Raw genomic sequence first — 23141 nt, 5'->3', positions numbered from 1 at the left:
CAAAATTAGTAAGAAAAATGTGCGCCAGCCGGACTGTTTCAGCGTCCTGACAATAAAGGAGACGCATGATGACCACCACTGTTCGCAACAAGAAGTTCTTCCTCATCACTGGCGCCAGCCTGATCGCCACCATCTGGGTGGGCGTGTTCGCCACGCTGGCGATCATGCAGCCCGCACTCAAGACCAGGCTGTTGATCCTGGCAGCAGGGGCCGGCGCGACCGAGCTGATCGCCTACGCCGGAGCCGCGTGGTTCGGGATCAACGTGTTCAAGCACATCCGCGGCAAGATCAGCCAGCGCGGCAAGTAACCACCACACAGCCCAAGGAGAAGTTCGATGTCCGTAATGACCAACCGCCTGTTCTCGCTGATCTGCGCCGTCGCCATCAGCAGCATGATGTTCAACGTCGCCATTTTCTGAACAGGCACCAGGCCGCTCCCGCCCGGTGCAACGGAACACCCGGTCCTTCCCACGAGGGCCGGGTGTTTCAATTCTGGCCGGATCTAGTCAGGGCGCATCTAGTCAGGGCGGGGGTGAAAAAGGATGATGAACCGCTCCAGCGTCGCGCTGGTGACATGGGGGTCCGCGCCATGCATGCCAGCACCATATTCCACCGTGATATGCCGTTCGCCAAAGTCCAGATGGTAACAGCCATCGGCGAGATGGGCATTGCACGGATCAACCGACTGCAGGCTCTCGACAGGCAGATCGGCGATTTCTTCCCTGCAGTCCGCCTCTGCTGCTGAAGCGGACTCACAAGCCAGCTTGAACTGGCGTCCCGCCGCAATATCCTGTTTCAGGCCGATCATCGCGAGATAGGCCTGCGCTGCTGTGCCGAGATCTGGTGCACGGTAGAAATGCTGGTCTTCGGGAAGGTCACTGCACAAGTCTGCGGCTTGTGGCTCCTCGCTCTGCCACGCCTGGCCAAATTGCGGAGGCTCGACAAAGCTCCACCAGGAAGATGCTAGGAACTGACGTGCGACCACCTGCGCATCCGGGCCTTCCGCGCCCTCGTCAAGCGGCACGAAACTGACCGCCAGCCTGTCATAGCTGCACAGGTTCCTGACGCGGGTAAGATAGGGCCGTGTATCAAAGGCAAGGACATCGAGCGGCCGTGTGGCCGGTTCATCGCGCCGGAAGTCGGTCACTTCGATCGCACCCCACACCACATCGCGCAGGCGCTCATGCGTCTGTTGTGGCGGGGCCGTCCTGATCTCGGTCCTGGAAATCGTCTCCTGCGCCTGCGCCCCGGTTGCTGTGCCAATTGCCAGGGCAGAAAAAGCAGCCAGCAGGAGAGGACTATCCGGCCAGCGCACTATCGGCCGGCATCCCTTGCGGCGTTGATATCGACCGTGCGGGGCGTGGCGGCGAACAGTTCGGTGAAGGGATCGTCGCCCGTGTCCATCGTGTGCGGTTCGGTGCCTTCGCGCACGGTGGTGCGGCGCATGTCGCGGCGATAGGCGGTGTAATCATATTCGCCGCCGCGGTGCATGGTGCACAGATTGTCCCAGATCACCAGGTCGCCCACGTTCCATTTCACGTTGAAGACATACTGCGGCTGGGTGGCATGGGCGATCAGCTGTTGCAGCAGCGCGCGCCCTTCGGCCTTGTCCATCCCTTCGATATCCATCGTGTGCGCGGCAATGAACAGCGACTTGCGGCCCGATCCCTTGTGCACATGCACCAGCGGATGGCGCGCCTTGGGGCGGGCGTCGATTTCCGCCTCGTCAATATCGGCGCCGGCCTGCTTGCGGCTCCACCACAGCGAATTAAGGCCGACCTTGTCCTCTATCAGCGCCTTCATTTCCGGCGACAGGTCGTGATAGGCGCTGCGCGTATCGGCAAACCATGTTTCACCTCCCACGCCGGGCGGCGGCACGGCATGGGCCAGCAGCATCGAATAGGACGTGCGCTTTTCCATATAGGCGCTGTCGGTGTGCCACAGCCGGTCACCCTTGCGATATTCGATGGCGGCCTTGTCCTGCGTGATCTGGCCGTCCAGATTGAGGTTGGAAGCATCGAACAACTCGCGGCACGACAGGCGGTATTTCGCGCCCTCGCGCAAAGGCACACGCTCCAGATAGCCGAAATTGCGGCTGAATTCGACGTGCTGCTCGTCAGTCAGGCCGGTGTTGCGCCACACGGTCACGCCATAGGTGTCCATCGCATCGGTGACCTGCTTCAGCTCATCGGCGCTCAGCGGCTTCGTCAGGTCCAGCCCCGAACATTCGGCGCCGAATTTGGGCAATATGGGTTCGACTTTCAGCGGCATTTCTCTCTCCGAAACTTCTATTCTTGCGGGCGCTTCTTCTGCAGGCTTGCGCGCTTGCAGTGGGCGACCAGTTCACCGGCCTGATTATAGGCGCGATGGGCAAATGTTACGATACCCTGAGTGGGTCTGGATTTGCTTTCGCGCAATTCCAGCACTTCTGTCTCGATCCGCAGCGTATCGCCCACGAAGATCGGCACCGGAAAGCGCACCTCGTCCCAGCCCAGATTGGCCACGGCGGTGCCCTGCGTGGTGTCGTTCACCGAAATGCCCACCATCAAGCCCAGCGTGAAGCAGGAATTGACCAGTATGCGGCCATATTCGGTGTCCTTCATATATTCCGCATCAAGGTGCAGCGGCGCGGGATTATGCGTCAGCGCGCTCACCAGCAGATTGTCGGTTTCGGTCACCGTGCGCCGCAGCGGATGATCGAATGTCTGCCCGACGCTGAATTCCTCGAACCACAGGCCAGCCATGGATTGTCTCCTCTCTGCTCACCTCCTAGCGTGTAGCCACTGCCCGCGCTAGGATGCTCGCCATGACACGATTGATCCTGCCGCTCATCGCCCCTGTTGCCGCACTGGCGCTGTTGCCGGCCTGCTCCACCGTCTCCGCGCAGGAGGAGGAATACCCCGCCCGCGAACCGCAAGGGCAATGCGATGCAGCCGGCGTGCAGGACCTGATTGGCCAGAGGGCGACGCAGGAACTGGGCGCGACCTTGCTCACCCAGACCGGCGCGCGCGTGCTGCGCTGGGTTCCGCCCGGCACCGCGGTGACGATGGATTACCGCCCCGACCGGCTGACCGTTTCCTATGACGCGACCATGATGATTGAGAGGATCTCCTGTGGCTGAAGCAAGCAATAATGGGCCTAACGCCAATAGTCCTAACGCCAATGGTCCGAATGATGGCCGCCAGCGCATCCCGCCGCTCTCGCCGTTTGAGGAAACGGCCAAGTTCACCCGCGCCATCCGCGTGGACAACCGCATCATCGTTTCGGGCAATATCGGCGTCGAGGCAGATGGCAGTATTTCGGATGATGCCGGACGGCAGGCGGAACGCTGCTTTGAACAGATCATCGACTATATCCAGCAGCTGGGCGGATCATCGGCAGACCTGGTGCGCGTGCGCATGTTCGTGACCGATATCGCCGATGCGCAAATTGTCACCAATGCCTTCACCGCCGCCTGCGGCCATGCGCGGCCAACGGGCACGCTGGTGGCCATATCCGCGCTCGCCGGTCCCGCCTTCAAGGTGGAGATCGAGGCCGAAGCGATCATCGGCGCGGGGCAGTAGCGCGCGGCATGACCGGCCAGTTCCAGCTTACCGAAGACCAGCTCGCCATTCAGGACATGGCGCGGCGCTTTACCGCCGACAACATCACGCCCCACGCCGCTAGGTGGGATGAGGAGCATATCTTCCCGCTCGACGTGATCCGGCAGGCGGCGCAGCTGGGCTTTGGCGCGATCTATGTCAGCCAGGACAATGGCGGGATCGGCCTGGGGCGGCTGGAATCGGCGCTGATCATGGAGGCGATGGCCTATGGCTGCCCGGCCACCAGCGCCTTCATCTCCATCCACAACATGGCCGCATGGATGCTCGACACCTACGGTTCTGACGATCTGAAAGCGCGCTTCCTGCCGCAGATGGTGGGGATGGACCTGTTCGCCTCATACTGCCTGACGGAACCGTCCAGCGGGTCCGATGCGGCGGCGCTGAGGACCACGGCGGTGCGCGAAGGCGATCACTACATCGTCAACGGCACCAAGCAGTTCATATCCGGCGCGGGCGTGAACGACCTGTATTTCACCATGGTGAGGACGGGGGTGCGCACGGGGATGAAAACAGGCGAGGACGGACCGAAAGGCATCTCCTGCCTGCTGATCGAGAAGGACATGGCGGGCGTTTCCTTCGGCGCGCCCGAGCGCAAGACCGGCTGGCACGCCCAGCCCACCGCCAGCGTGATTTTCGACAATGTAAAAGTGCCCGCCGCCAATCTGGTTGGCGCAGAAGGCACAGGCTTCTCCATCGCCATGGCCGGGCTGGATGGCGGGCGGCTGAACATCGGCGCCTGTTCGCTGGGCGGGGCGCAGCGCTGCCTGGACGAAGCCATCGCCTACACCAGGACCCGCCAGCAATTCGGCAAGCCCATTGCCGCCTTCCAGAACACCCAGTTCACGCTGGCCGACATGGCGACCGAACTGGAGGCGGCGCGCGCGCTGCTGTATCTGGCCGCCGCCAAGGTGACGGATGGCTCACCCGACAAGACCCGTTTTGCCGCCATGGCCAAGCGGCTGGCCACCGATACCGGCAGCGCGGTGGCGGACCGCGCGCTGCAATTGCACGGCGGCTATGGCTATCTGATGGATTATCCTGTTGAACGCTTCTGGCGCGATCTGCGCGTGCATTCGATCCTTGAAGGCACCAACCAGATCATGCGGATGATTATTGGACGGGACCTGCTGAAAGAATGACATCGGATATCATGGCCCGGCGCGAAGGGGCCATCGGCCATATATCGCTGAGCCGCGCCAAGGCGCTCAATTCGCTGACTCTGGAGATGTGCGAGGCGATGATCGCGGCGCTGCTGCAATGGCGCGGTGATGCCAGCGTGGCGGCGGTGGTGATCGACCATGCCCCGCACACGCGCGGCTTTTGTGCAGGCGGCGATGTGGCGATGGTGCGCAGTTCCGCGCTGGAGGATGGCGGCAAGGCGGGCCGCGCCTTCTTCATGGCCGAATATCGCCTCAACCACCTGCTGTTCACCTATCCCAGGCCGGTGATCAGCTTCATGGACGGGGTGACGATGGGCGGCGGTGTGGGCATTGCCCTGCCCGCCAGCCTGCGCGTGGCAACGGAAAATACCCTGTTCGCCATGCCCGAAGGGGCCATCGGCCTGTTCCCGGACGTGGGCGCGGGCTGGTATCTGCCGCGCCTGCCCGGCCAGATCGGCAAGTTCATGGCGCTGACCGGCGCAAGGCTGGACGGGGCGGAATGCCTGTGGGCGGGGATCGCCACCCATTACCTCGCCAGCGAGGACGTGGAGGAGGCCAAGGCGCTGATCGCGGCAGAGCCGGCCGCCGCTGCGGAAATACTGACTGACCTGTCCTCCCCATCGCCCCAGCCGCGGCTGGCGGGCAATGCCGAGCCTATCGAACGCCTGTTCGGCCCCGATACGCTGGAAGCCATCATCGCCGCGCTGAAGGCGGACACCTCCAGATGGGCGGGCAAGGAACTGGCCGCGGTCACCAGCAAATGCCCCACCAGCGCCAAGGTGGCGCTGCGGCAATTTGCCAGCGCGCCCGCTGATTTCGCTGGCGAGATGGCGCGCGAATACGCGCTGGCCGCGCGCATGATCATGCGGCATGACTTCATCGATGGCGTGCGCGCGGTGCTGGTGGACAAGGATAACCGCCCGAAATGGAAGCCCGGCCAGGCCGAAGCCGTGAGCGAGGAGATGCTGGATGCGATCTTTGCCCCGCTGCCGCCGGGGGAGGAATGGACCCCGCTTGCACTCGCAGATTGAAGGCTTGAAAGAAATTCTCGCCATCGCCAGCACTTGCGATGCGCCCGCACCACCGCCATTGCGCTTGGTGCAATGAAAAGCCTTACCCATCTCCAGCGGCTCGAAGCCGAAAGCATCCACATCATGCGTGAAGTGGCGGCAGAGGCGACCAAGCCGGTCATGCTCTATTCCATCGGCAAGGACAGTGCAGTGATGCTGCATCTGGCCAAGAAGGCGTTCTATCCCTCGCCCCCGCCCTTTCCGCTGATGCATGTCGACACCACGTGGAAGTTCAAGGACATGTATGCCCTGCGCGAAAAGAGCGCGGCGGATGCGGGAATGGAACTGATCGTCCATCAGAACCCCGAAGCGACCGAGCGCGGGATCAACCCGTTCGATCACGGTCCGCTGCACACCGATATGTGGAAGACAGAGGGGCTGAAGCAGGCGCTCAACCTGCACGGCTTCGATGCTGCCTTTGGCGGCGCGCGCCGCGATGAGGAAAAGAGCCGCGCGAAGGAGCGCATCTTCTCCTTCCGCACCGCCAGCCACGGCTGGGACCCGAAGAACCAGCGGCCCGAGCTGTGGAACCTGTACAACACGCGCAAGGCCAAGGGGGAGAGCATCCGCGTCTTCCCGCTGTCCAACTGGACCGAGCTGGACATCTGGCAATACATCATGGCCGAGAATATCGAGATCGTGCCGCTGTATTTTGCCGCGCAGCGCCCCACTTATGTGCACGACGGCGGCCTGTTCATGGCCGACGATCCGGAGCGGCTGGAAAAGGTCATGGGCAAATTGCCCGAAATCACCAATCGCTCGGTGCGCTTCCGCACGCTTGGCTGCTTCCCGCTGACCGGCGCGGTTGAAAGCACCGCCGCCACGCTGGCCGAAGTGGTGCAGGAAATGCTGCTGACCACTACCAGCGAACGCGAAGGACGGGTGATCGACAAGGATGGCGGTGACGCTTCGATGGAGAAGAAGAAGCAGGAGGGCTATTTCTGATGGCTGACCTTCCCGGTTCCGATCCCGTCTATCAGACCGATGCGCTGATCGCAGAGGATATCGAGGCCTATCTGGAAACGCACCAGAACAAGGGCCTGCTGCGGTTCATCACCTGCGGCAGCGTGGACGATGGCAAGAGCACGCTGATCGGGCGGCTGCTGTACGATTCCAAGATGATCTTCGAAGACCAGCTGGCCGCACTGGAAGCGGACAGCAAGCGCGTGGGCACGCAGGGGCAGGAGATCGATTTCGCCCTGCTGGTGGATGGCCTGGCGGCCGAGCGCGAACAGGGCATCACCATCGATGTCGCCTATCGCTTCTTCAGCACCGAAAAGCGCAAGTTCATCGTCGCCGATACGCCGGGGCATGAACAATATACCCGCAACATGGTGACCGGGGCCTCCACCGCCGATCTGGCGGTGATCCTGATCGATGCGCGCAAGGGCGTGCTGGTGCAGACCAAGCGCCACAGCTTCCTCGCCAATCTGGTGGGCATCAAGCATATCGTGCTGGCGGTGAACAAGATGGACTTGGTCGATTACGATCAGTCCACCTTCGATCGGATCGTGGCCGATTACCGCGATTTCGCCAGGGAAATCGGCATTGCCGAGTTCACCCCCATCCCGATTTCGGGCTTCAAGGGGGACAACATCACCGCCGCACCATCGGCCAACACGCCGTGGTATTCAGGCCCCAGCCTGATCGACCATCTGGAAAGCGTGGAGATCGCCAACACCGCGGCGCAGGCACGCCCGTTCCGCATGCCGGTGCAATGGGTCAACCGCCCCAACCTGGACTTCCGCGGCTTTTCCGGCCTGATCGCATCGGGCGCCGTAAAGCCGGGTGACGAAGTGCGGATCGTCCCTTCGGGCAAGACCAGCACGGTCAAGTCCATCATCACCATGCCGAAGCCGGGCAGCAAGGACAGCGGCGAAATGGCCGAGGCCGTGGCCGGCGAATCGGTCACCATCTGCCTGACGGACGAAGTCGATTGCTCACGCGGCAGCGTGATCGCGGCGGCGGGCGATCCTCCCGAAAGCGCCGACCAGTTCGAAGCCAATCTGGTGTGGATGAGCGAGGAGGACCTGATCCCCGGTCGCGGGTACTGGCTCAAGCTGGCATCGCAGCAGGTCAGCGCCACAATCCAGCAGCCCAAGTTCGAAATCGATATCAACTCGATGGAGCATCTGGCAGCCAAGACGCTGAAGCTGAACTCCATCGGCGTGGTGGAAGTCACCACCGACAAGCCGATCACCTTCGAAGCCTATGAAACCAGCCGCGCGCTGGGCGGCTTCATCCTGATCGACAAGATCACCAATGCCACCGTGGGTGCAGGCACGATCAATTTCAGCCTGCGCCGGGCGCAGAACGTGCACTGGCAATCGGTCGACATCACGCGTGACCAGCATGCGGCGATGAAGAACCAGCGGCCCGCCGTGCTGTGGTTCACCGGCCTGTCGGGATCGGGCAAATCGACCATCGCCAATCTGGTGGAGAAGAAGCTGTTCCGGATGAACCGGCACACTTTCCTGCTGGACGGGGACAATGTCCGCCACGGGCTGAACAAGGATCTGGGCTTTACCGAGAGCGACCGGATCGAGAATATCCGCCGCGTGGGCGAAGTGGCGCGGCTGATGGCCGATGCTGGGCTGATCGTGATCACCGCCTTCATCAGCCCGTTCCGCGCCGAGCGGCAGATGGTGCGCGACATGCTTCCGGGCGGCGAATTCATCGAGGTCTTCGTCGATACGCCGCTGGCCGTGGCCGAGGCGCGCGACGTGAAGGGCCTGTACAAGAAGGCGCGCGCAGGGCAGCTTAAGAACTTCACCGGGATCGACAGTCCCTATGAGGAACCGGAGAGCCCCGAAATCCGTATCGATACGACTGCCATGACCCCCGAAGAGGCCGCAGACCTGGTGATCGACCAGCTGCTCGGCTCGGGTTAGGCGCGGCAGCCATGTTCTTGTTCTCGGGCCGCGAAAAGCACAGCCGGTCACTGGTGAAAGCCATCAGCTGGCGCGTTCTGGGATCGATAGACACGTTCCTGCTCAGCTGGTTCTTCACCGGCAGCCCCAAGGCGGCAGGTGCCATCGCCACCACCGAAGTGCTGACCAAGATGATCCTCTATTACGTGCATGAACGCGCCTGGAGCTCGGTCGGCTGGGGATTTGCGAGTGAGGAAGAGGCGCTGGACGCCGGGCAGGTAAAGCCGACCATAGCCGAAGTGATCGAAGAAGGCGGACAATGACAGACGCACAACTCGCTGCCCATCTGGCCCAGGTGGCCGGACGCATTCTCTTGCAGGTGCGCGACAGCGGCATGTTCGAAGGCAAGGCGCTGGGCAAGGCGGGCGACCAGACCGCCAACCAGTTCCTGGTCCACGCCCTGCGCCAGCAGCGCCCCGATGACGGCCTGCTGTCAGAGGAAAGCAAGGATACCGCAGAGCGGCTGGGCAAGTCGCGCGTGTGGATTGTCGATCCGGTGGACGGCACGCGCGAATATGGCGAGGCGCGGTCTGACTGGGCGGTGCATGTGGGCCTGGCGATAGACGGCCTGGCCACTATCGGCGCAGTCGCCCTCCCCGGCCTTGATGACGGGATCGTCCTGCGCACGGACCAGACAAGCCCCCTGCCCCCTGCCGCCGCCACACCGCGGCTGGTGGTCAGCCGCACAAGGCCCGCCGCAGAAGCCGTGGCCGTGGCCGAGGCACTGGGTGGAGAGCTGGTTGCCATGGGCAGCGCCGGTGCCAAGGCGATGGCGGTGGTGCGCGGAGAGGCGGAAATCTACCTCCATTCCGGCGGGCAGTATGAATGGGACAGCTGCGCACCGGTGGCCGTGGCGCGCGCGCATGGCCTGCATTGCAGCCGGATCGATGGCAGCCCGATGGTCTATAACCAGCCGGATACGTGGATGCCCGACCTGCTGATCTGCCGCCCCGAATGGGCCGAAAAAGTGCTCGATCTGGTGGCGAAAATCTGACCGCATCGCAGGCGAAGGGGGGATTTTCCGGACATGACGATAGACCGCCGCCCGGTTTCCTTCATCGCCACGGCAAAGGCAGAACAGGCGCTGGCCTTCTACCGCGATGTCATCGGCCTGTCGCTGGTGGCCGAAACGCCCTTTGCCATCATCTTCAACGATTGCGGCCACCAGTTGCGCATCCAGAAGGTGCCGCGAATGGTGCCGGTGCCCTACACATCGTTCGGCTGGTTCGTGACCGATATCTATGCCGAGATCGAACGGCTGCGCGATTACGACGTGGAATTCGAGGAATTCGACATGGTCGAACAGGACGCAGCAATGGTGTGGACCGTTCCCGATGGCGCCAAGGTCGCCTGGTTCCGCGATCCTGACGGCAATTTGCTGTCGCTGACGCAGGAACCGCCGATCGGCTAGGTCATGCAAGGGTGGCGCTTACAGCATGTCGCTGTCCGGGCTCCATTTCACCGTCAGTTCCACGCCGCTTCCCATCATCAGCAGGCTGGTCTGCAGGTCGGGCTTGGCGGCAATCGCCTGGCGCAGCGCCCGCGTCGCCTCGCGCGCGCCTTCGGGATAGATCATGTTGTCGGACACCAGCACGCCGCCTTCGGGCAGGCGCGGATAGACCGCTTCGAAACAGGCGACGTACAGGTTCTTCCAGATGTCGAGCAGGACGACATCGAACTGCTCGTCAGACTGCTCGACCAGAGCCACCGCATCGCCGCAGCGAAATTCCACATATTCGGCAAGGCCTGCCTGTTCCAGCATGGCGCGGGCGTGGTCCTGCTTGTGCGCCTCGCTATCGATGGAGATCACCCGGCCCCCGCACTGGCGCGCGGCATCGGCCAGGAACAGGGTGGAAAAGCCATAGGATGTGCCCAGCTCCAGGATCGTCCTGGCCTCACGCCCGATTGCCAGCGCACGCAGGAAATTCCCCACCTCCGCACCCACGGGCAGCAGGAATTCGTCCCGCCGATCACCAAAGCTCGCGCGCGGCAGGTCGCTGGTCAGATCGCGTTCCTGCTGGAGCCGCGCCTGATATTGCTCGAACACCGCCTGAGCGGCGGGATTGGTGAATTGGGGATCGGTCATGTGTATATTGCCTGTCTGTCAGTTCAGCTGAGCCATTTCCACGGGCCGGTGATCGCCAGCGTGCGCGTGGGGGAATAGGCGTTGACGAAAAGTGTGCGGCCATCGGGCGAGAAGCAGGCGCCCGCCGGTTCTGTCTGCACCCGCAGGCGGGCAAAGGCATAGGCCTCGCCGTCCGGCGTCACGCCGCGCAGATGGTTGTCGACAATGGCGGTATATTGATCCTCGCACACGATCAGGTGGCCATCGGGAGCAATAGTGATGTTGTCGCCAAAGCTGAACACGTCGCTGTCCGTACTCTCGTAAAACAGCTCCAGCGTATCGATGCCGTGCATGGTCGGGCGCATGCGGAATATCTGCCCCTGGCGGGCCGTGCCGCCGCTGGTGCAGGTGAAGAAGAACTCCCCCTCGCCCATCCACATGCCTTCGCCGCGCGCGAAAAGGGCCGCGCCCATGGCGTGTGCGCGCGTGCGCAGATCGTCTTCGGGCGATTCCACATCGTCCAGCGTGATCCACCGGCCACCGGCTGTCTGGCCCGGCTGCATGTGCGCACCGTCCCAGTTGCGGGTGTCGGCGATGCCTTCCACCACCAGCGCCTGCAACGTACCGCCTTCAGCCAGCCGTCCCGGAAAGCGCGGGATGAAGCGATAGAGCACGCTGTCGTCGCGGTCCTCTGTCATATAGATGATGCCGCTGGCCGGATCGACGCAGGCAGCCTCATGGTTGAAGCGGCCCATCGCGGTGAGCGGAACCGGCTGCACCTGCCGCCCGGCATCGGCCGGCACTTCGAACACCCAGCCATGATCGCGGTTGATGCTGCCGTCGGCCTTCGAGGTGTTCTCCTCACAGCTGAGCCAGCTGCCCCACGGAGTGACGCCGCCCGCGCAATTGCGGATCGTTCCGGCGAGCGAGCGATATTGCTGCTGCACTTCCAGCGTGGCCGCATCCATCACGATGGTGGTGGTGCCGCCCGGCAGCGGGATCAGGCTGCGCGCCACGGTATCGAAGGCGGGGCCGGTGGCGCCGCCCGCATCGTTCTGCGGCTGCAATTCATGGTTGCGGACCAGCGCGATCTGGCCGTTGCCAAGGTCGAAACAGCCCATGCCATCGGCGCGGTCGGGCACGGTGCCGCCATCGTCCATCGCATCGCCCAGCGCGGAAACCACGCGGTAGGAAAAGCCGCGCGGCAGGTCCAGCAGGCCAGCGGGATCGGCGATCAGCCCGCCATAACTGTCTGCCGGGGCCAGCGCGGTGAGCGCGCCACCAGACCTGCCGGCGCAGCCTGCGGCGGCCAGTGCAGCAAAGGCGCTGCCGGTAACACGGAGGAATTGGCGGCGATCGGCGGACATAGCAGTTTCCCGGCTGGACATGTTGGGGCGGACGTTACCCTCCCTGCACGTCTTGGACCACACACTTTACGGCAAAATGTCATCCGCGCTGTTGATGACACCGCAGGCAAGCTGTGCTGATATGCCAGCCGGGAAGTGAGGATTTGATGATCGAGACGCGCATACTTCGTTCGCTCGGGCTGGCGCTGGGCACGTCGGCTCTGGCGCTGGCCGCACCGCTGGCCCCACCGTTGATGGCGCAGGACGCAGCCAGCCTGCCGATCATCATGGCAGCCGACACCAGCGGCACGCCGGACGAGCGCGCCGCCACCATGCTGGCGCAGATGACCCATGCGGAAAAGCTGGCCATGCTGATGGGCTATTTCGGAGAGGATTTTGGACCCGCGCGCTTTACTGCGGACCCCAATGCGCGCGATGGCTCTGCCGGATATGTTCCGGGGATCGAGAGGCTGGGCATTCCCGCACAGTGGCAGGCCGATGCCGGGCTGGGTGTCGCCACGCAGGGCGGCGCGCCGGTCAAGCGAGCGCGAACCGCCCTGCCATCGGGGCTGGCAACCGCCGCCACATGGGACCGCGACATCGCCTTTGCCGGCGGCGCGATGATCGGGCGGGAGGCGCGCGCCGATGGTTTCAACGTGCTGCTGGGCGGCAGCGTCAACCTGATGCGAGAGCCGCGCAATGGCCGCAATTTCGAATATGCGGGTGAGGACCCGCTGCTGGCCGGAACAATTGTGGGCGCACAGATTGCCGGTGTGCAATCGAACCGGATCATCTCCACCTCCAAGCATTTTGCCGTCAACGATCAGGAAACCGATCGCGGCAATGGCAATTCGGTGCTTGAAGAGGGCGCCATGCGGATGAGCGACCTGCTCGCCTTCCAGATCGCCCATGAGATCGGCCAGCCGGGATCGGTGATGTGCGCCTATAACCGCATCAACGGACCGCACGCCTGCGAACATCCCTTCCTGCTCACGCAGGTTCTGCGCGGTGAATGGAACTGGCCCGGATATGTCCTGTCGGACTGGGGCGCGGTGCATTCCACCGCGGCTTCCGCCAATGCCGGGCTGGATCAGGAATCTGGACTGGGCCTGCAACGCGCCGGCTGGTTCGCCGCCGACAAGTTGAAGGCCGCGCTGGATGCAGGCGAGATCGACATGACGCGGATAGACCTGATGGTCAGCCGTATCCTGCGCACCATGTTCGCCCACGGCCTGATCGACGATCCGGTGAGCGAGGGCAATTTCATCGATTTCGGCACCAATCGCGCAGTCAGCCAGTCCGATGCCGAAAGCGGGATCGTGCTGCTGAAGAATGACGGCAACATCCTGCCGCTGGCCGCCAGCGCGCAACGCATTGCGGTGATCGGCGGCCATGCCGATGCGGGCGTGCTGTCTGGCGGCGGGTCGAGCCAGGTCTATCCCGATGGCGAAAATGCCGTACCGGGGCTGGAGCCGACCGGCTGGCCGGGTCCGGTGGTCTATTACCCGTCCAGCCCGTTGGAGGAACTGCGCACCCTGCTGCCCCAGGCGCGCATCACCTATCACGACGGGCGCGATCACGAGGCGGCGGCGGCGGTCGCCAATCAGGCCGATGTGGTGATTGTTTTCGGTACCCAATGGGCCAGCGAAAGCATCGACGTGCCGCTGTATATCGAGGACGACACGCTGATCGAATCGGTGGCGCTGAACAATCGCAACACCATCGTGGTGCTGCAAACCGGCGGACCGGTGCTGATGCCGTGGGCCGACAATGTCGCCGCAATCGTGGAGGCCTGGTATCCCGGCCGCATGGGCGGCGCAGCGATTGCCAATATCCTGACCGGCGCGGTCAATCCGTCCGGCCACCTGCCCGCCACCTTCCCGCGCTCGCTTGACCAGTTGCCCCATCCAGACGCGCCCCACGCAGGCGACGTGGTCTATTCCGAAGGTGCGGCAGTGGGCTATAAATGGTTCGACCGTGAAGGGCTGGAGCCGCTGTTCCCCTTCGGTCACGGCCTTTCCTATACTGATTTCGAATACGGCAACCTCACCGTCACCCGCGCAGGCGAGGGACTGGTGGCGACATTCTCCATCACCAATTCAGGCGACGTGGCCGGGGCCGATGCGGCGCAGGTCTATGTCTCCGGGGATGGCTGGGAAGCGCCGCAAAGGCTGGGCGGATATGCCAAGATCAGGCTCGATCCGGGAGAGACGCAGCTGGTCAGCGTGGCGGTCGATCCGCGCCTGCTGGCGATGTGGGACAATGCCAATCCGGGCTGGAGCCGCGCGGCGGGCACGTACCGGGTTTCGGTGGGTGAGAGTTCGCGCGATATCGCAGCAAGCACACAGATCGCCCTGCCCGCCAGCCACCTGTCCCCGCAATGGCGCCCGAATTAGGCCCCAACTAGAGGGTGATGGCAGGCATTTGCTGGTCGGCCACGCCCCAGCCGGACAGCGCCCCGCCCTGCGCGCGGAGGAGCAATTGCGCGGCATCGCCAATCGCAAAAACCTGCGGTCCGGCAATGTCGGCCAGTTCCTCCCACGTCACCGGAGCCGCTACCGGAGCGCCGGCGCGCGCGCGGGCTGAATAGGGCGCGACTGCGGTATTGCCGCGCTGGTTGCGCAGGTAATCGATGAAGATGCGCCCCTGTCGGCCCGCCTTGCTGATGCTGGCGGTAAAGCGGTCCGGTTCCTGCGCACTCATGCCTGTGGCCAGATCCCTGGCGAATTGCCGGTGCCGGTCCCACGAATGGCCCGCACGCAGCGGCACCACCACATGCAGGCCCTTGCCGCCTGTCAGCATGGCAAAGCTGGCAAGGCTGCAGGACAACAGCCTTTCGCGAATGGCGAATGCGGCCTGCCGGACCTGCGCAAAGCCGATTCCCTCACCCGGATCGAGGTCGAAAACCAGCCTGTCGGGGGCCTCCAGATCGGCGCAGGTGCTGGGCCAGGGATGGAACTCGATCGTGCCCATCTGCACGCAGGCGAGCAGGCCCGCCGCATCCGGGACATAGAGGTAATCCTGCGTCTTGCCGCTCTTTTCCGTGATCGCGATGGTGTGCACATGCGGACCGAAACCGCCGCTGTCATGCTTCTGGTAGAAGCACTTCTTTGCCCGTCCCTGCGGACAGCGCACCAGGCTGATCGGGCGCAGGGCAACAAACGGCAGCATCAACGGGGCGATGGCCGCATAATAATCGGCCAGATCACCTTTGGTCTGCCCGCTATCGGGAAAAATCACCCGGTCGCGGCTAGTAATTCGCGGCTCCGCATCGGTCATGCGCGGATGATGCCACGCCGCGCGGCCTTGCGATAGGCGCGACCTGCCGTCAGGCGTGTGCTCAGGCGATCCAGCTGCGCAGGATGAAGGCCACCACGCCCAGCGCGGCCACGCTCACACCCCAGATCGCCGCCATCCACGCGAGGCGCTTCCACAAGGGTGACTGATCGGCGGGCGAAGGCTCCATCAGTGGTATCCGTCCTTGCCCACCTTGCCGCGAAACACCCAGTATGCCCATGCGGTATAGCCAATGATCAGCGGCATGGTGATGGCCACACCCACCAGCATGAAGACCTGGCTGCGATAGGGGGCGGCGGCATCCCAGATGGTGACATCGGGCGGGACGACATTGGGCCAGATCGTGACCCCCAGCCCCAGCATGCCGAGGAAGAACAGGCCGAGCGACAGCCAGAAAGGCGCGCTTTCCGCCTTGCCCTTCAGCGAACGCCACAGGAAGATCGCCACGATGGCGGTCAGGATCGGCACCGGCGCTGCCCAGTAGACTTCGGGTGCCGTCAGCCAGCGCTCCGCATATTCGGGCCGCAGCGCCAGATTATACAGGCTGACCGCGCCCATCAGCCCTGCGGTGGCAAGGCCGGCGCGCAGGGCCAGCCGCCGGGCCTTTTCCTGCAAATCGTCTTCCAGCCGCCACACCAGCCAGCACGCGCCGAGCAGCGCATAGCCAGCCACCGTGCCCAGCCCGGTCAGCAATGTGTAGGGGGTGAGCCAGTCAAACCAGCTGCCGGCATAGGCGCGGCCTTCCACGGTAATACCTTGCAGCAGCGCGCCCAGCACCATGCCCTGAGACAGGGCGGCGAGCAGCGATCCGCCCATGAAGGCCATGTCCCAGAACGGCCGGTGCGCCTCGTCACGCCAGCGATATTCAAACGCCACGCCGCGAAACACCAGGCCCAGCAGCATGGCGATGATCAGTGGATAGGTGGCGGGCAAGATGATCGCATAGGCCAGCGGAAAGGCTGCGAAAAGTCCGCCGCCGCCCAGCACCAGCCAGGTCTCGTTCCCGTCCCAGAAGGGCGCGATGCTGTTCATCGCCCGGTTACGGCCTTCGCCCGGCTGGAAGGCGGGGAACAATATGCCGATGCCAAGGTCGAACCCGTCCATCACCACATAGGCAAAAATGCCAAAAGCGATGATGAAGGCCCAGATGGTGGTCAGATCGATGCTCATCGGGCATCTCCCTCGTCGGCTGGCAGCACTTGCGACTGGCCCGGGTTCTGCGTTGGTCCCGGGGTGATACCGGCGGTGCGGATCGGCCCCTTGTCGCCGCGTTTGACACCCGTCTCATGCGCCTTGGGCGCAGCGCTCATCAGCCGCAGCAAATACCATGTGCCGACGGAGAAGACCGCGAAATAGACGACGACAAAGGCCAGCAGCGATGCGGCAATGGCGGGCGCTGCCAGCGGACTGGCGGCATCCGCCGTACGCAGCAGGCCATAGATCACATAAGGCTGGCGGCCCACTTCGGTGGTCGCCCAGCCGGCAATCACGGCAACGAAGCCGGACGGGCCCATCACCAGCGCGGCGCGGTGCAGCCAGCTCCAGTCATACAGCTTGCCGCGCATGCGGGCGAGCAGGCTCCACACCCCGATGCCCAGCATGGCCACACCGATCGCGACCATGATGCGGAAAGCCCAGAAGACGATGAACACGGGCGGCTGCTCGTCATCGGGAATAGTGTCCAGCCCGGCCAGCGGCGCATTCAGATCATGCTTGAGGATCAGGCTGGAAAGCTTGGGAATGCCCAGCGCCCAGTCCAGCCGCTGCTCCTCGTCATTGGGAATACCGAAGACGTAGAAGGGCGCACCGTCCGGGTGGCTGTCATAATGGCCTTCCATCGCCATCACCTTTTGCGGCTGGTGCTCCATCGTGTTGAGGCCGTGCATGTCGCCCACGAAAATCTGCACCGGGGCCACCAGCGCGGCCATCCACATCGCCATGGAGAACATGGTGCGCGCGTGCTGGCTGGTGCGATCTTTCAGCAGGTGGAACGCGCCCACCGCGCCGACAACGAAAGCGGTGGTGAGATATGCGGCGGTGACCGTGTGCACCAGCCGATAGAGAAAGCTGGGGTTGAAGATGATCGCCCACCAGCTCGGCCCCGGCAGGTACTGGCCATTGGCGGCCAGCTCAAAACCGGTCGGCGTCTGCATCCAGCTGTTGACCGAGAGGATCCAGAAGGCGGAGACGAATGTGCCCGCCGCCACCATCAGCGTGGCAAAGAAGTGCAGCTTCCTGCCCACCTTATCCATGCCGAACAGCATCACGCCCAGAAAGCCGGCCTCCAGGAAAAAGGCGGTCAGCACCTCGTAAGCCATCAGCGGCCCTATCACCGGCCCCGCCACGTCCGAGAAGACCGACCAGTTGGTGCCGAACTGGTACGACATCACGATGCCCGAGACGACGCCCATGGCAAAGGCGATGGCGAAGATCTTCAGCCAGTATTTGAACAGGTCGAGATAGACCGGTTTGCCGGTCTTCAGCCACAGGCCTTCCAGCACGGCAAGATAGCTTGCCACACCGATCGAAAAGGCCGGGAAGATGAAGTGGAAGCTGATCGTAAAGGCGAACTGGATACGCGCCAGTATCAGCGCATCAACGGACTCGATCATGAGTGATCCTCTTCGAGTGTAATCAGTTGGTGGCGGCCTTGCGCCAGCGGTACAGGGTCTTCTCCGATATGCCGAATTCGCGGCAGGCTTCGGTCACGCCCTTGCCCGCAGCAATCATCCGCTCGATCTGCTGGCACTTCTGATCCTTGTTTTCGATCCGCGCCATCAAATCATTCCTCTTGCAAGATACTGGTCTTTGGGTTCGGCCGGAGAGCCATCGTCACTGGCCAGCTGGGACCAGGCGCTGTCCTGTGACAGGAACACCTTGCCGTTCAGCTCCTCCAGGAAATGCGTGTCCTTCAGCCGGTCCATCACCGGTCCCTTGACCTCCGACAGGTGCAGGCCAATGCCGCCATCGCCCAGCCGGTGGTTGATCGCCTCCAGGCTTTCCAGCCCGGTGGCATCGATAGCGTTGACCGCGCTGCACATCAGGATGACGTGGCGCAGCTCCGGCTTTTCGGCCACGCGCTCCAGCACATATTCCTCCAGCCAGCGGGCATTGAGATAGGTGAGGCTTTCATCGATGCGGATGGACAGCAGATGCGGCAGGGTCAGCACCTTGTGCCGCTCCACGTTGCGGAAATGCTCGGTCTCCGGCACACGGCCAACGATGGCGGCATGCGGGCGCGAGGCCTTCCACAGATACAGCAGCAGGCCCACGCAAACGCCCGAGATCACACCCATTTCCACGCCGGCCAGCAAGGTCATGCCGATGGTGGCGACATGGGCGGCAAAATCGCCCTTGGAATAGCGCCACAGCCGCACCGGCGTCTTCACGTCGACCAGGCTGAGCACGGCGACAATGATGGTCGCGGCCAGCGTGGCAATGGGCAGGTTGAACAGCAGCGGCGTGAGGAACAGCGATGCCAGCGCAATGCCCACGGCGGTATAGGCCCCTGCGGCAGGCGTCTGCGCACCGGCATCGAAATTGACCACGGAGCGGGCGAAGCCGCCGGTCACCGGATAGCCGCCGGAAAAGGCCGCAGCGATATTGGCCGCGCCAAGGCCCACCAGTTCCTGATCGGGCGCGATGCGCTGGCGGCGCTTGGCGGCCAGTGTCTGGGCAACGGAGACGCTTTCAACAAAGCCGATGATGGAAATCAGCAGCGCGGGCACCCACAGCTGGGAAATCAGGCCCAGGTTCATGCTCGGCACGGAGAACGGCGGCATGCCTTGCGGGACAGCGCCCACCAGTTTCACGCCCTTGTCCGCCAGCCCCAGCACGATCACCGCAACGATCGTCAGCGCGACTGCGATCACCGGACCTGCCTTGGCGGCCATGACTGCGGTCTTTTCACTCATCCCGGTCTTTTGCAGCAAGGGCGCAAAGCCCTTTCGCACCCAGAACAGGAAAGCCACGGCCAGCCCGCCGATAACCAGCGTGGGCCAGTTCACCGTGGTGATATTCTGCGCCAGCGAGGTGAGCATGTCCGGCCAGTTCTCACCGCCGCCGGCAATGCCCAGCACATGGCGCAGCTGGCTGGTGGCGATCAGGATACCGCTGGCGGTGATGAAACCGGCGATCACCGGATGCGACAGCAGGTTGGCCAGGAAGCCCAGGCGCAGCAGGCCCAGCACCGCCAGCATCACGCCCGACAATGCCGCCAGCGTGATCGCCGCTTGCAGATATTCGGCCGAACCCTGCGCCGCCACCGCGCCCGCGGCAGATGCGGTCATCAGGCTGACCACCGCCACCGGTCCCACCGCCAGCGTGCGGCTGGTGCCGAAAATGGCATAGGCCACCAGCGGCAGGATGGAGGCATACAGGCCCACGACTGGCGGCAGACCCGCCAGCAGTGCATAGGCCAGGCTTTGCGGGATCAGCATGATGGTGACGATCACCGCCGCCAGCATGTCTGCGCTCAGGGTGGCGCGGCTATATTGCGCACCCCATTCCAGGATTGGAAAATATCTCTTCAGCATGATGCCCCTGACTTGAAGCTGCTTGCCCTCTCAGGCGATCACTTGCCGGGACCGGCCAGCCACTCGCGGCCCTTGAGCATGCCGTTCCAGTAAATCCACGGCAGCGCATCGGCCTTCAGTATCCACGACAGGCGAGAGGCCTTGGTGCCGTCAATCAGCCAGGTGGGGAAGCTGGGTTGCAGCACACCGCCATAGCCGAATTCAGCCAGCACGATCTTGCCGCGTTCCACCGTCAGCGGGCACGAGCCATATCCGTCATAGGCAGCGAAAGGCTTCTTGCCGTCGATCACCGCCAGCGCGTTCATCGCCACCACCGGAGCCTGCTTGCGCGCGGCTGCGGCGGTCTTGGCATTGGGCGCGCTGCACCCGTCGCCAAGGCCGAAGACATTGGGGAAGCGGGTGTGTTGCAGGCTGTACTGGTCGACCTCGACAAAGCCGTTCTCGGCCGCCAGCGGGCTGTTGCGGATGAAATCGGGCGCGACCTGCGGGGGGACGACATGGATCATGTCGAACTTCACCTTCTCCTCACCGTCCCTGGTGGCGAAAGTGGCGATCTGGTTCGGTCCATCGACCGCGATCAGATTGCTCTCCAGCTTCAGTTCAATGCCGTATTTGTCGACATATTCCATCAGCGCGGGGACATATTCCTTGATGCCGAACAGCGCGCCGCCAGCGTTGCGGAACTGCACCGTCATATTATCCAGAACGCCCGCCCTGCGCCACGCATCGCATGACAGGTACATGCTCTTTTGCGGAGCGCCAGCGCATTTGATCGGCATCGGCGGCTGGGTGAACAGCGCCGTTCCGCCTTTCAGCTTGCGCACCAGTTCCCACGTATAGGGGGCAAGGTCGAAACGGTAATTGGAGGTGACGCCGTTCTTGCCCAGCGTCTCCTCAACACCGGCGATCTGGCCCCAGTCGAGCTTGATGCCCGGTGCCGCGATCAGCAGATCATAGCTCAGCACATCGCCGTTTTCGGTGGTGAGCTGGTTGTTGGCAGGATCGAAACTGGCCACCGCCTGCTGGATCCAGGTCGTGCCCTTGGGGATTACGCTGGCCATCGTCCTGCGGGTAACGGGCGCTTCGAAAATGCCGCCACCCACCATCGTCCAGCCCGGCTGGTAGAAATGCTCGGTCGCGGCATCGACAATGGCGATGTCGAGACTGGGCCGGCGCCGCAACATGCTCGCGGCCACGGCAATGCCTGCCGAACCGCCGCCTACAACGACTATCTGGTGCTTGATCTCGGCCATTTTCCTGTCCTCTCATCCGGGCGCTGCGCAGATATTTGCGCTGCGTCAGCTCACATTCTGTCGATCGCCCAACTGTGCACCATCATGCCAGCAAGCATGGCGATCACGAACACCCCTGCGGCCAGCGGCGCCGTGCCGAGCGCGGCAACAGCCGGTCCCGGACACAATCCGCCCAGGCCCCAGCCAATGCCGAACAGGGCCGCGCCGCCAATCAGCTTGCCGTCGAGATTTTGCGTGCCCGGCAGGTGGAAGGCGCTGTCACCCAGCGGTTGGGCCATGCGGCGCTGGATCAGCCAGGCCGGGCCCATCACTAGAATGGCGCCGCCCATCACGAAGGCCAGCGTCGGGTCCCAATCACCAAACAGATCGAGGAAGCCGCGCACGCGCGAAGGGTCCGTCATGCCCGAAAGCGTCAGGCCGATGCCGAATATCAGTCCGGAGACAAGGCCGATCAGGTTCTTCATCACCAGCCACCTCCAAGCGCATTGACCACGGCCACGGTCACAATGCCGCTGACCATGAAAGTTGCGGTGGCGACCACCGAGCGGCGCGACAGGCGCGACAGTCCGCACACGCCGTGCCCGCTGGTGCAGCCACTGCCCAGGCGCGTGCCGATGCCAACGATCAGTCCGGCTGCGGCGAGCAGGGATAGGGAGGGGGGATAACTCGCCGCAACCGGACCGAAGGCCAATGCAAAGGCGAGACCGCCCAGCACCAAACCAACCACGAAATAGATGGACATGCTCCGGGGCATGGAGCTCTTGGCGATGCCTGTGGCACGCGCCAGCACGCCGCTGACGCCGGCAATCCGGCCGGCACCCAGCAGCATGATGGCCGCCGAAAGCCCGATCATCAGGCCACCGACAAGGCCCTGTATGGGCTGCGCATCTGGAAAGCCGGGGATGATCATACCGCGTTCACAGGGATCTTGATGTAGCTCACACCATTATCTTCCGGCTCCGGCAGATGGCCGCCGCGGATGTTCACCTGCACCGATGGCATGATCAGATCGGGCAGGTCCAGCGTGGCATCACGCGCAGTGCGCATGGCCACGAACTCATCCTCGCTCACGCCCTCATGGACGTGGACATTGCCGTCAATCTGCGCGCCCACCGTGGATTCCCACGCATAGGTATCGCGTCCCGGTGCCTTGTAATCATGGCACATGAACAGGCGCGTTTCGCGTGGAAGCTTCAGCAGGCGGCGGATCGACTGATACAGTTGCCGCGCATCGCCGCCGGGGAAATCCGCCCGGGCGGTGCCATAGTCAGGCATGAACATCGTATCGCCCAGGAACACCGCATCGCCGATGACATAGGCCATGTCTGCCGGCGTATGGCCGGGCACATGCAACGAGATTGCCGGGATGGAGCCGACCTTGAAGGTGTGGCCATCCTCGAACAGATGATCGAACTGCGAACCATCACGCTGAAAATCGCTACCGGCATTGAAAAGCTTGCCGAAGACGTTCTGCACATGGGTGATCTGCTGACCGATCGCCAGCTTGCCGCCCAGCTTCTCCTGCAGATAGGGTGCGGCGGAAAGATGATCGGCATGGGCATGTGTTTCCAGCAGCCACGTCACCTTCAGTTTATTCGAATTAACATATTCGATAATCTTGTCGGCGGAGGCGAAGGAGGTCCGGCCAGAGTTCGCCCGGTAATCGAGAACCGAGTCGATGATGGCCGCCTCGCTTGTGGCGGGATCACTCACTACATAGGTTATCGTATAGGTTGCCTCGTCAAAAAACCCCGCAATCGTGGGCTTCTTGGCGGAATCACTCAATGTCGATTCTATCTGCTCGACAGCCTGCTTCAGCACATGGTCGGTCATAATCGGAACCCCTTGGAACATATTTACATATATTATGTATGTGTATTGCC

Annotated in this window: 25 protein-coding genes and 1 pseudogene; 11 read left to right on the top strand and 15 right to left on the bottom strand. The window is 63.4% G+C overall.

The genetic code is table 11. The annotated features are described in order from the left end of the window. Positions 1–68: 68 nt before the first annotated feature. On the top strand, positions 69–308 hold the full coding sequence (locus ABDZ98_RS05565) for a hypothetical protein (RefSeq protein ID WP_160589420.1): 240 nt from the start codon (positions 69–71) through the stop codon (positions 306–308). Between the two features lie 209 nt (positions 309–517). On the opposite strand, the gene ABDZ98_RS05560 is transcribed toward ABDZ98_RS05565, so the two are convergent. From ABDZ98_RS05560 to ABDZ98_RS05550, 3 genes are read right to left on the bottom strand one after another with little or no spacing between them, the layout of a single operon-like run. Beyond that, positions 518–1315 carry a hypothetical protein gene (locus ABDZ98_RS05560; protein WP_160589419.1) on the bottom strand — a complete coding sequence of 266 codons (798 nt, stop codon included), beginning with the start codon at positions 1313–1315 and terminating at the stop codon, positions 518–520. Continuing rightward, complete coding sequence (locus ABDZ98_RS05555; RefSeq protein ID WP_160589418.1) at positions 1315–2271, bottom strand: TauD/TfdA dioxygenase family protein; 957 nt, start codon at positions 2269–2271, stop codon at positions 1315–1317. The genes ABDZ98_RS05560 and ABDZ98_RS05555 overlap by 1 nt, the downstream gene beginning before the upstream one ends. A gap of 17 nt (positions 2272–2288) precedes the next feature. Further along, positions 2289–2744, bottom strand: a complete 456-nt coding sequence (locus ABDZ98_RS05550) for a MaoC family dehydratase (protein ID WP_160589417.1) — start codon at positions 2742–2744, stop codon at positions 2289–2291. Between the two features lie 62 nt (positions 2745–2806). On the opposite strand from ABDZ98_RS05550, the gene ABDZ98_RS05545 reads away from it, so the two are divergent. The 9 genes from ABDZ98_RS05545 to ABDZ98_RS05505 are packed head-to-tail and all read left to right on the top strand — an operon-like array spanning position 2807 to position 10173. Next, on the top strand, positions 2807–3121 hold the full coding sequence (locus ABDZ98_RS05545) for an I78 family peptidase inhibitor (protein WP_160589416.1): 315 nt from the start codon (positions 2807–2809) through the stop codon (positions 3119–3121). Continuing rightward, positions 3114–3563, top strand: coding sequence for a Rid family hydrolase (locus tag ABDZ98_RS05540; protein WP_337190128.1), 450 nt, complete (start codon positions 3114–3116; stop codon positions 3561–3563). The genes ABDZ98_RS05545 and ABDZ98_RS05540 overlap by 8 nt, the downstream gene beginning before the upstream one ends. 8 nt (positions 3564–3571) lie before the next feature. Beyond that, entirely contained in the window at positions 3572–4741 is a 1170-nt protein-coding gene (locus ABDZ98_RS05535) for an acyl-CoA dehydrogenase family protein (RefSeq protein ID WP_160589415.1), read from the top strand. Further along, entirely contained in the window at positions 4738–5793 is a 1056-nt protein-coding gene (locus ABDZ98_RS05530; RefSeq protein WP_160589414.1) for an enoyl-CoA hydratase/isomerase family protein, read from the top strand. The genes ABDZ98_RS05535 and ABDZ98_RS05530 overlap by 4 nt, the downstream gene beginning before the upstream one ends. 57 nt (positions 5794–5850) lie before the next feature. Continuing rightward, positions 5851–6777: a sulfate adenylyltransferase subunit CysD gene (gene cysD, locus ABDZ98_RS05525; protein WP_337190138.1), complete on the top strand. Its 927-nt coding sequence runs from the start codon at positions 5851–5853 to the stop codon at positions 6775–6777. Next, positions 6777–8723 carry a sulfate adenylyltransferase subunit CysN gene (cysN, locus tag ABDZ98_RS05520; protein WP_160589412.1) on the top strand — a complete coding sequence of 649 codons (1947 nt, stop codon included), beginning with the start codon at positions 6777–6779 and terminating at the stop codon, positions 8721–8723. Before cysD ends, cysN begins: the two co-directional genes overlap by 1 nt. An 11-nt stretch (positions 8724–8734) precedes the next feature. Beyond that, positions 8735–9025: a DUF2061 domain-containing protein gene (locus ABDZ98_RS05515; RefSeq protein ID WP_160589411.1), complete on the top strand. Its 291-nt coding sequence runs from the start codon at positions 8735–8737 to the stop codon at positions 9023–9025. Beyond that, positions 9022–9756, top strand: a complete 735-nt coding sequence (locus ABDZ98_RS05510) for a 3'(2'),5'-bisphosphate nucleotidase CysQ (protein ID WP_160589410.1) — start codon at positions 9022–9024, stop codon at positions 9754–9756. Before ABDZ98_RS05515 ends, ABDZ98_RS05510 begins: the two co-directional genes overlap by 4 nt. Positions 9757–9789: 33 nt before the next feature. Next, on the top strand, positions 9790–10173 hold the full coding sequence (locus tag ABDZ98_RS05505) for a VOC family protein (protein WP_160589409.1): 384 nt from the start codon (positions 9790–9792) through the stop codon (positions 10171–10173). Positions 10174–10191: 18 nt separating this feature from the next. Here ABDZ98_RS05505 and ABDZ98_RS05500 read toward each other — a convergent pair whose 3' ends face one another. Together ABDZ98_RS05500 and ABDZ98_RS05495 are read right to left on the bottom strand one after the other, a co-directional pair. Further along, positions 10192–10848, bottom strand: coding sequence for an O-methyltransferase (locus tag ABDZ98_RS05500; RefSeq protein WP_160589408.1), 657 nt, complete (start codon positions 10846–10848; stop codon positions 10192–10194). A gap of 23 nt (positions 10849–10871) precedes the next feature. Next, positions 10872–12194, bottom strand: coding sequence for an alkaline phosphatase PhoX (locus ABDZ98_RS05495; protein WP_160589407.1), 1323 nt, complete (start codon positions 12192–12194; stop codon positions 10872–10874). A 146-nt stretch (positions 12195–12340) separates the two neighbouring features. Between ABDZ98_RS05495 and ABDZ98_RS05490 the strand changes: the two genes are divergently transcribed. Next, the gene (locus tag ABDZ98_RS05490; protein WP_160589406.1) at positions 12341–14569 is read left to right on the top strand and encodes a beta-glucosidase family protein; all 2229 of its coding nucleotides are present in this window, start codon (positions 12341–12343) and stop codon (positions 14567–14569) included. A 7-nt stretch (positions 14570–14576) separates the two neighbouring features. Here ABDZ98_RS05490 and ligD read toward each other — a convergent pair. From ligD to ABDZ98_RS05440, 10 genes and pseudogenes are all read right to left on the bottom strand, one after another. Further along, positions 14577–15434: pseudogene (gene ligD, locus ABDZ98_RS05485) on the bottom strand (non-homologous end-joining DNA ligase); the annotation flags it as partial. A 79-nt stretch (positions 15435–15513) separates the two neighbouring features. Continuing rightward, a complete protein-coding gene (locus ABDZ98_RS05480; RefSeq protein ID WP_160589404.1) occupies positions 15514–15639 on the bottom strand; it encodes a DUF2474 domain-containing protein in 126 nt (41 codons plus the stop codon). After that, positions 15639–16640, bottom strand: a complete 1002-nt coding sequence (gene cydB / locus ABDZ98_RS05475) for a cytochrome d ubiquinol oxidase subunit II (protein WP_160589403.1) — start codon at positions 16638–16640, stop codon at positions 15639–15641. The genes ABDZ98_RS05480 and cydB overlap by 1 nt, the downstream gene beginning before the upstream one ends. Then, on the bottom strand, positions 16637–18082 hold the full coding sequence (locus ABDZ98_RS05470; protein ID WP_160589402.1) for a cytochrome ubiquinol oxidase subunit I: 1446 nt from the start codon (positions 18080–18082) through the stop codon (positions 16637–16639). Before ABDZ98_RS05470 ends, cydB begins: the two co-directional genes overlap by 4 nt. A gap of 22 nt (positions 18083–18104) precedes the next feature. Beyond that, on the bottom strand, positions 18105–18248 hold the full coding sequence (locus ABDZ98_RS05465; protein WP_160589401.1) for a transposase: 144 nt from the start codon (positions 18246–18248) through the stop codon (positions 18105–18107). Beyond that, on the bottom strand, positions 18248–20005 hold the full coding sequence (locus ABDZ98_RS05460) for a SulP family inorganic anion transporter (protein WP_160589400.1): 1758 nt from the start codon (positions 20003–20005) through the stop codon (positions 18248–18250). The genes ABDZ98_RS05465 and ABDZ98_RS05460 overlap by 1 nt, the downstream gene beginning before the upstream one ends. 38 nt (positions 20006–20043) lie before the next feature. Then, positions 20044–21258, bottom strand: a complete 1215-nt coding sequence (locus ABDZ98_RS05455; RefSeq protein WP_160589399.1) for an NAD(P)/FAD-dependent oxidoreductase — start codon at positions 21256–21258, stop codon at positions 20044–20046. A 50-nt stretch (positions 21259–21308) separates the two neighbouring features. Continuing rightward, positions 21309–21722 (bottom strand): DUF6691 family protein, encoded by a 414-nt coding sequence (locus ABDZ98_RS05450; protein ID WP_202385893.1) that lies wholly within the window; start codon positions 21720–21722, stop codon positions 21309–21311. Next, a complete protein-coding gene (locus tag ABDZ98_RS05445) occupies positions 21722–22168 on the bottom strand; it encodes a YeeE/YedE family protein (RefSeq protein WP_160589397.1) in 447 nt (148 codons plus the stop codon). The genes ABDZ98_RS05450 and ABDZ98_RS05445 overlap by 1 nt, the downstream gene beginning before the upstream one ends. After that, on the bottom strand, positions 22165–23091 hold the full coding sequence (locus tag ABDZ98_RS05440) for an MBL fold metallo-hydrolase (protein WP_160589396.1): 927 nt from the start codon (positions 23089–23091) through the stop codon (positions 22165–22167). The genes ABDZ98_RS05445 and ABDZ98_RS05440 overlap by 4 nt, the downstream gene beginning before the upstream one ends. Positions 23092–23141 lie beyond the last annotated feature (50 nt).

It is taken from the genome of Alteraurantiacibacter aestuarii (assembly GCF_039523595.1).
Classification (GTDB): domain Bacteria; phylum Pseudomonadota; class Alphaproteobacteria; order Sphingomonadales; family Sphingomonadaceae; genus Alteraurantiacibacter; species Alteraurantiacibacter aestuarii.
Note: the sequence above shows the minus strand (reverse complement) of the source record. Positions and strands in the feature narration are given on the sequence as shown.

What these genes read in the sequence shown, in the direction of transcription:
- ABDZ98_RS05565 (WP_160589420.1), top strand. Translation starts at nt 69, where the DNA reads ATGACCACCACTGTTCGCAACAAGAAGTTCTTCCTCATCACTGGCGCC.
- ABDZ98_RS05555 (WP_160589418.1), bottom strand. Translation starts at nt 2,271, where the DNA reads ATGCCGCTGAAAGTCGAACCCATATTGCCCAAATTCGGCGCCGAATGT.
- ABDZ98_RS05550 (WP_160589417.1), bottom strand. Translation starts at nt 2,744, where the DNA reads ATGGCTGGCCTGTGGTTCGAGGAATTCAGCGTCGGGCAGACATTCGAT.
- ABDZ98_RS05545 (WP_160589416.1), top strand. Translation starts at nt 2,807, where the DNA reads ATGACACGATTGATCCTGCCGCTCATCGCCCCTGTTGCCGCACTGGCG.
- ABDZ98_RS05535 (WP_160589415.1), top strand. Translation starts at nt 3,572, where the DNA reads ATGACCGGCCAGTTCCAGCTTACCGAAGACCAGCTCGCCATTCAGGAC.
- ABDZ98_RS05530 (WP_160589414.1), top strand. Translation starts at nt 4,738, where the DNA reads ATGACATCGGATATCATGGCCCGGCGCGAAGGGGCCATCGGCCATATA.
- cysN (WP_160589412.1), top strand. Translation starts at nt 6,777, where the DNA reads ATGGCTGACCTTCCCGGTTCCGATCCCGTCTATCAGACCGATGCGCTG.
- ABDZ98_RS05515 (WP_160589411.1), top strand. Translation starts at nt 8,735, where the DNA reads ATGTTCTTGTTCTCGGGCCGCGAAAAGCACAGCCGGTCACTGGTGAAA.
- ABDZ98_RS05510 (WP_160589410.1), top strand. Translation starts at nt 9,022, where the DNA reads ATGACAGACGCACAACTCGCTGCCCATCTGGCCCAGGTGGCCGGACGC.
- ABDZ98_RS05505 (WP_160589409.1), top strand. Translation starts at nt 9,790, where the DNA reads ATGACGATAGACCGCCGCCCGGTTTCCTTCATCGCCACGGCAAAGGCA.
- ABDZ98_RS05500 (WP_160589408.1), bottom strand. Translation starts at nt 10,848, where the DNA reads ATGACCGATCCCCAATTCACCAATCCCGCCGCTCAGGCGGTGTTCGAG.
- ABDZ98_RS05495 (WP_160589407.1), bottom strand. Translation starts at nt 12,194, where the DNA reads ATGTCCGCCGATCGCCGCCAATTCCTCCGTGTTACCGGCAGCGCCTTT.
- ABDZ98_RS05490 (WP_160589406.1), top strand. Translation starts at nt 12,341, where the DNA reads ATGATCGAGACGCGCATACTTCGTTCGCTCGGGCTGGCGCTGGGCACG.
- ABDZ98_RS05480 (WP_160589404.1), bottom strand. Translation starts at nt 15,639, where the DNA reads ATGGAGCCTTCGCCCGCCGATCAGTCACCCTTGTGGAAGCGCCTCGCG.
- cydB (WP_160589403.1), bottom strand. Translation starts at nt 16,640, where the DNA reads ATGAGCATCGATCTGACCACCATCTGGGCCTTCATCATCGCTTTTGGC.
- ABDZ98_RS05470 (WP_160589402.1), bottom strand. Translation starts at nt 18,082, where the DNA reads ATGATCGAGTCCGTTGATGCGCTGATACTGGCGCGTATCCAGTTCGCC.
- ABDZ98_RS05465 (WP_160589401.1), bottom strand. Translation starts at nt 18,248, where the DNA reads ATGGCGCGGATCGAAAACAAGGATCAGAAGTGCCAGCAGATCGAGCGG.
- ABDZ98_RS05460 (WP_160589400.1), bottom strand. Translation starts at nt 20,005, where the DNA reads ATGCTGAAGAGATATTTTCCAATCCTGGAATGGGGTGCGCAATATAGC.
- ABDZ98_RS05455 (WP_160589399.1), bottom strand. Translation starts at nt 21,258, where the DNA reads ATGGCCGAGATCAAGCACCAGATAGTCGTTGTAGGCGGCGGTTCGGCA.
- ABDZ98_RS05450 (WP_202385893.1), bottom strand. Translation starts at nt 21,722, where the DNA reads ATGAAGAACCTGATCGGCCTTGTCTCCGGACTGATATTCGGCATCGGC.
- ABDZ98_RS05445 (WP_160589397.1), bottom strand. Translation starts at nt 22,168, where the DNA reads ATGATCATCCCCGGCTTTCCAGATGCGCAGCCCATACAGGGCCTTGTC.
- ABDZ98_RS05440 (WP_160589396.1), bottom strand. Translation starts at nt 23,091, where the DNA reads ATGACCGACCATGTGCTGAAGCAGGCTGTCGAGCAGATAGAATCGACA.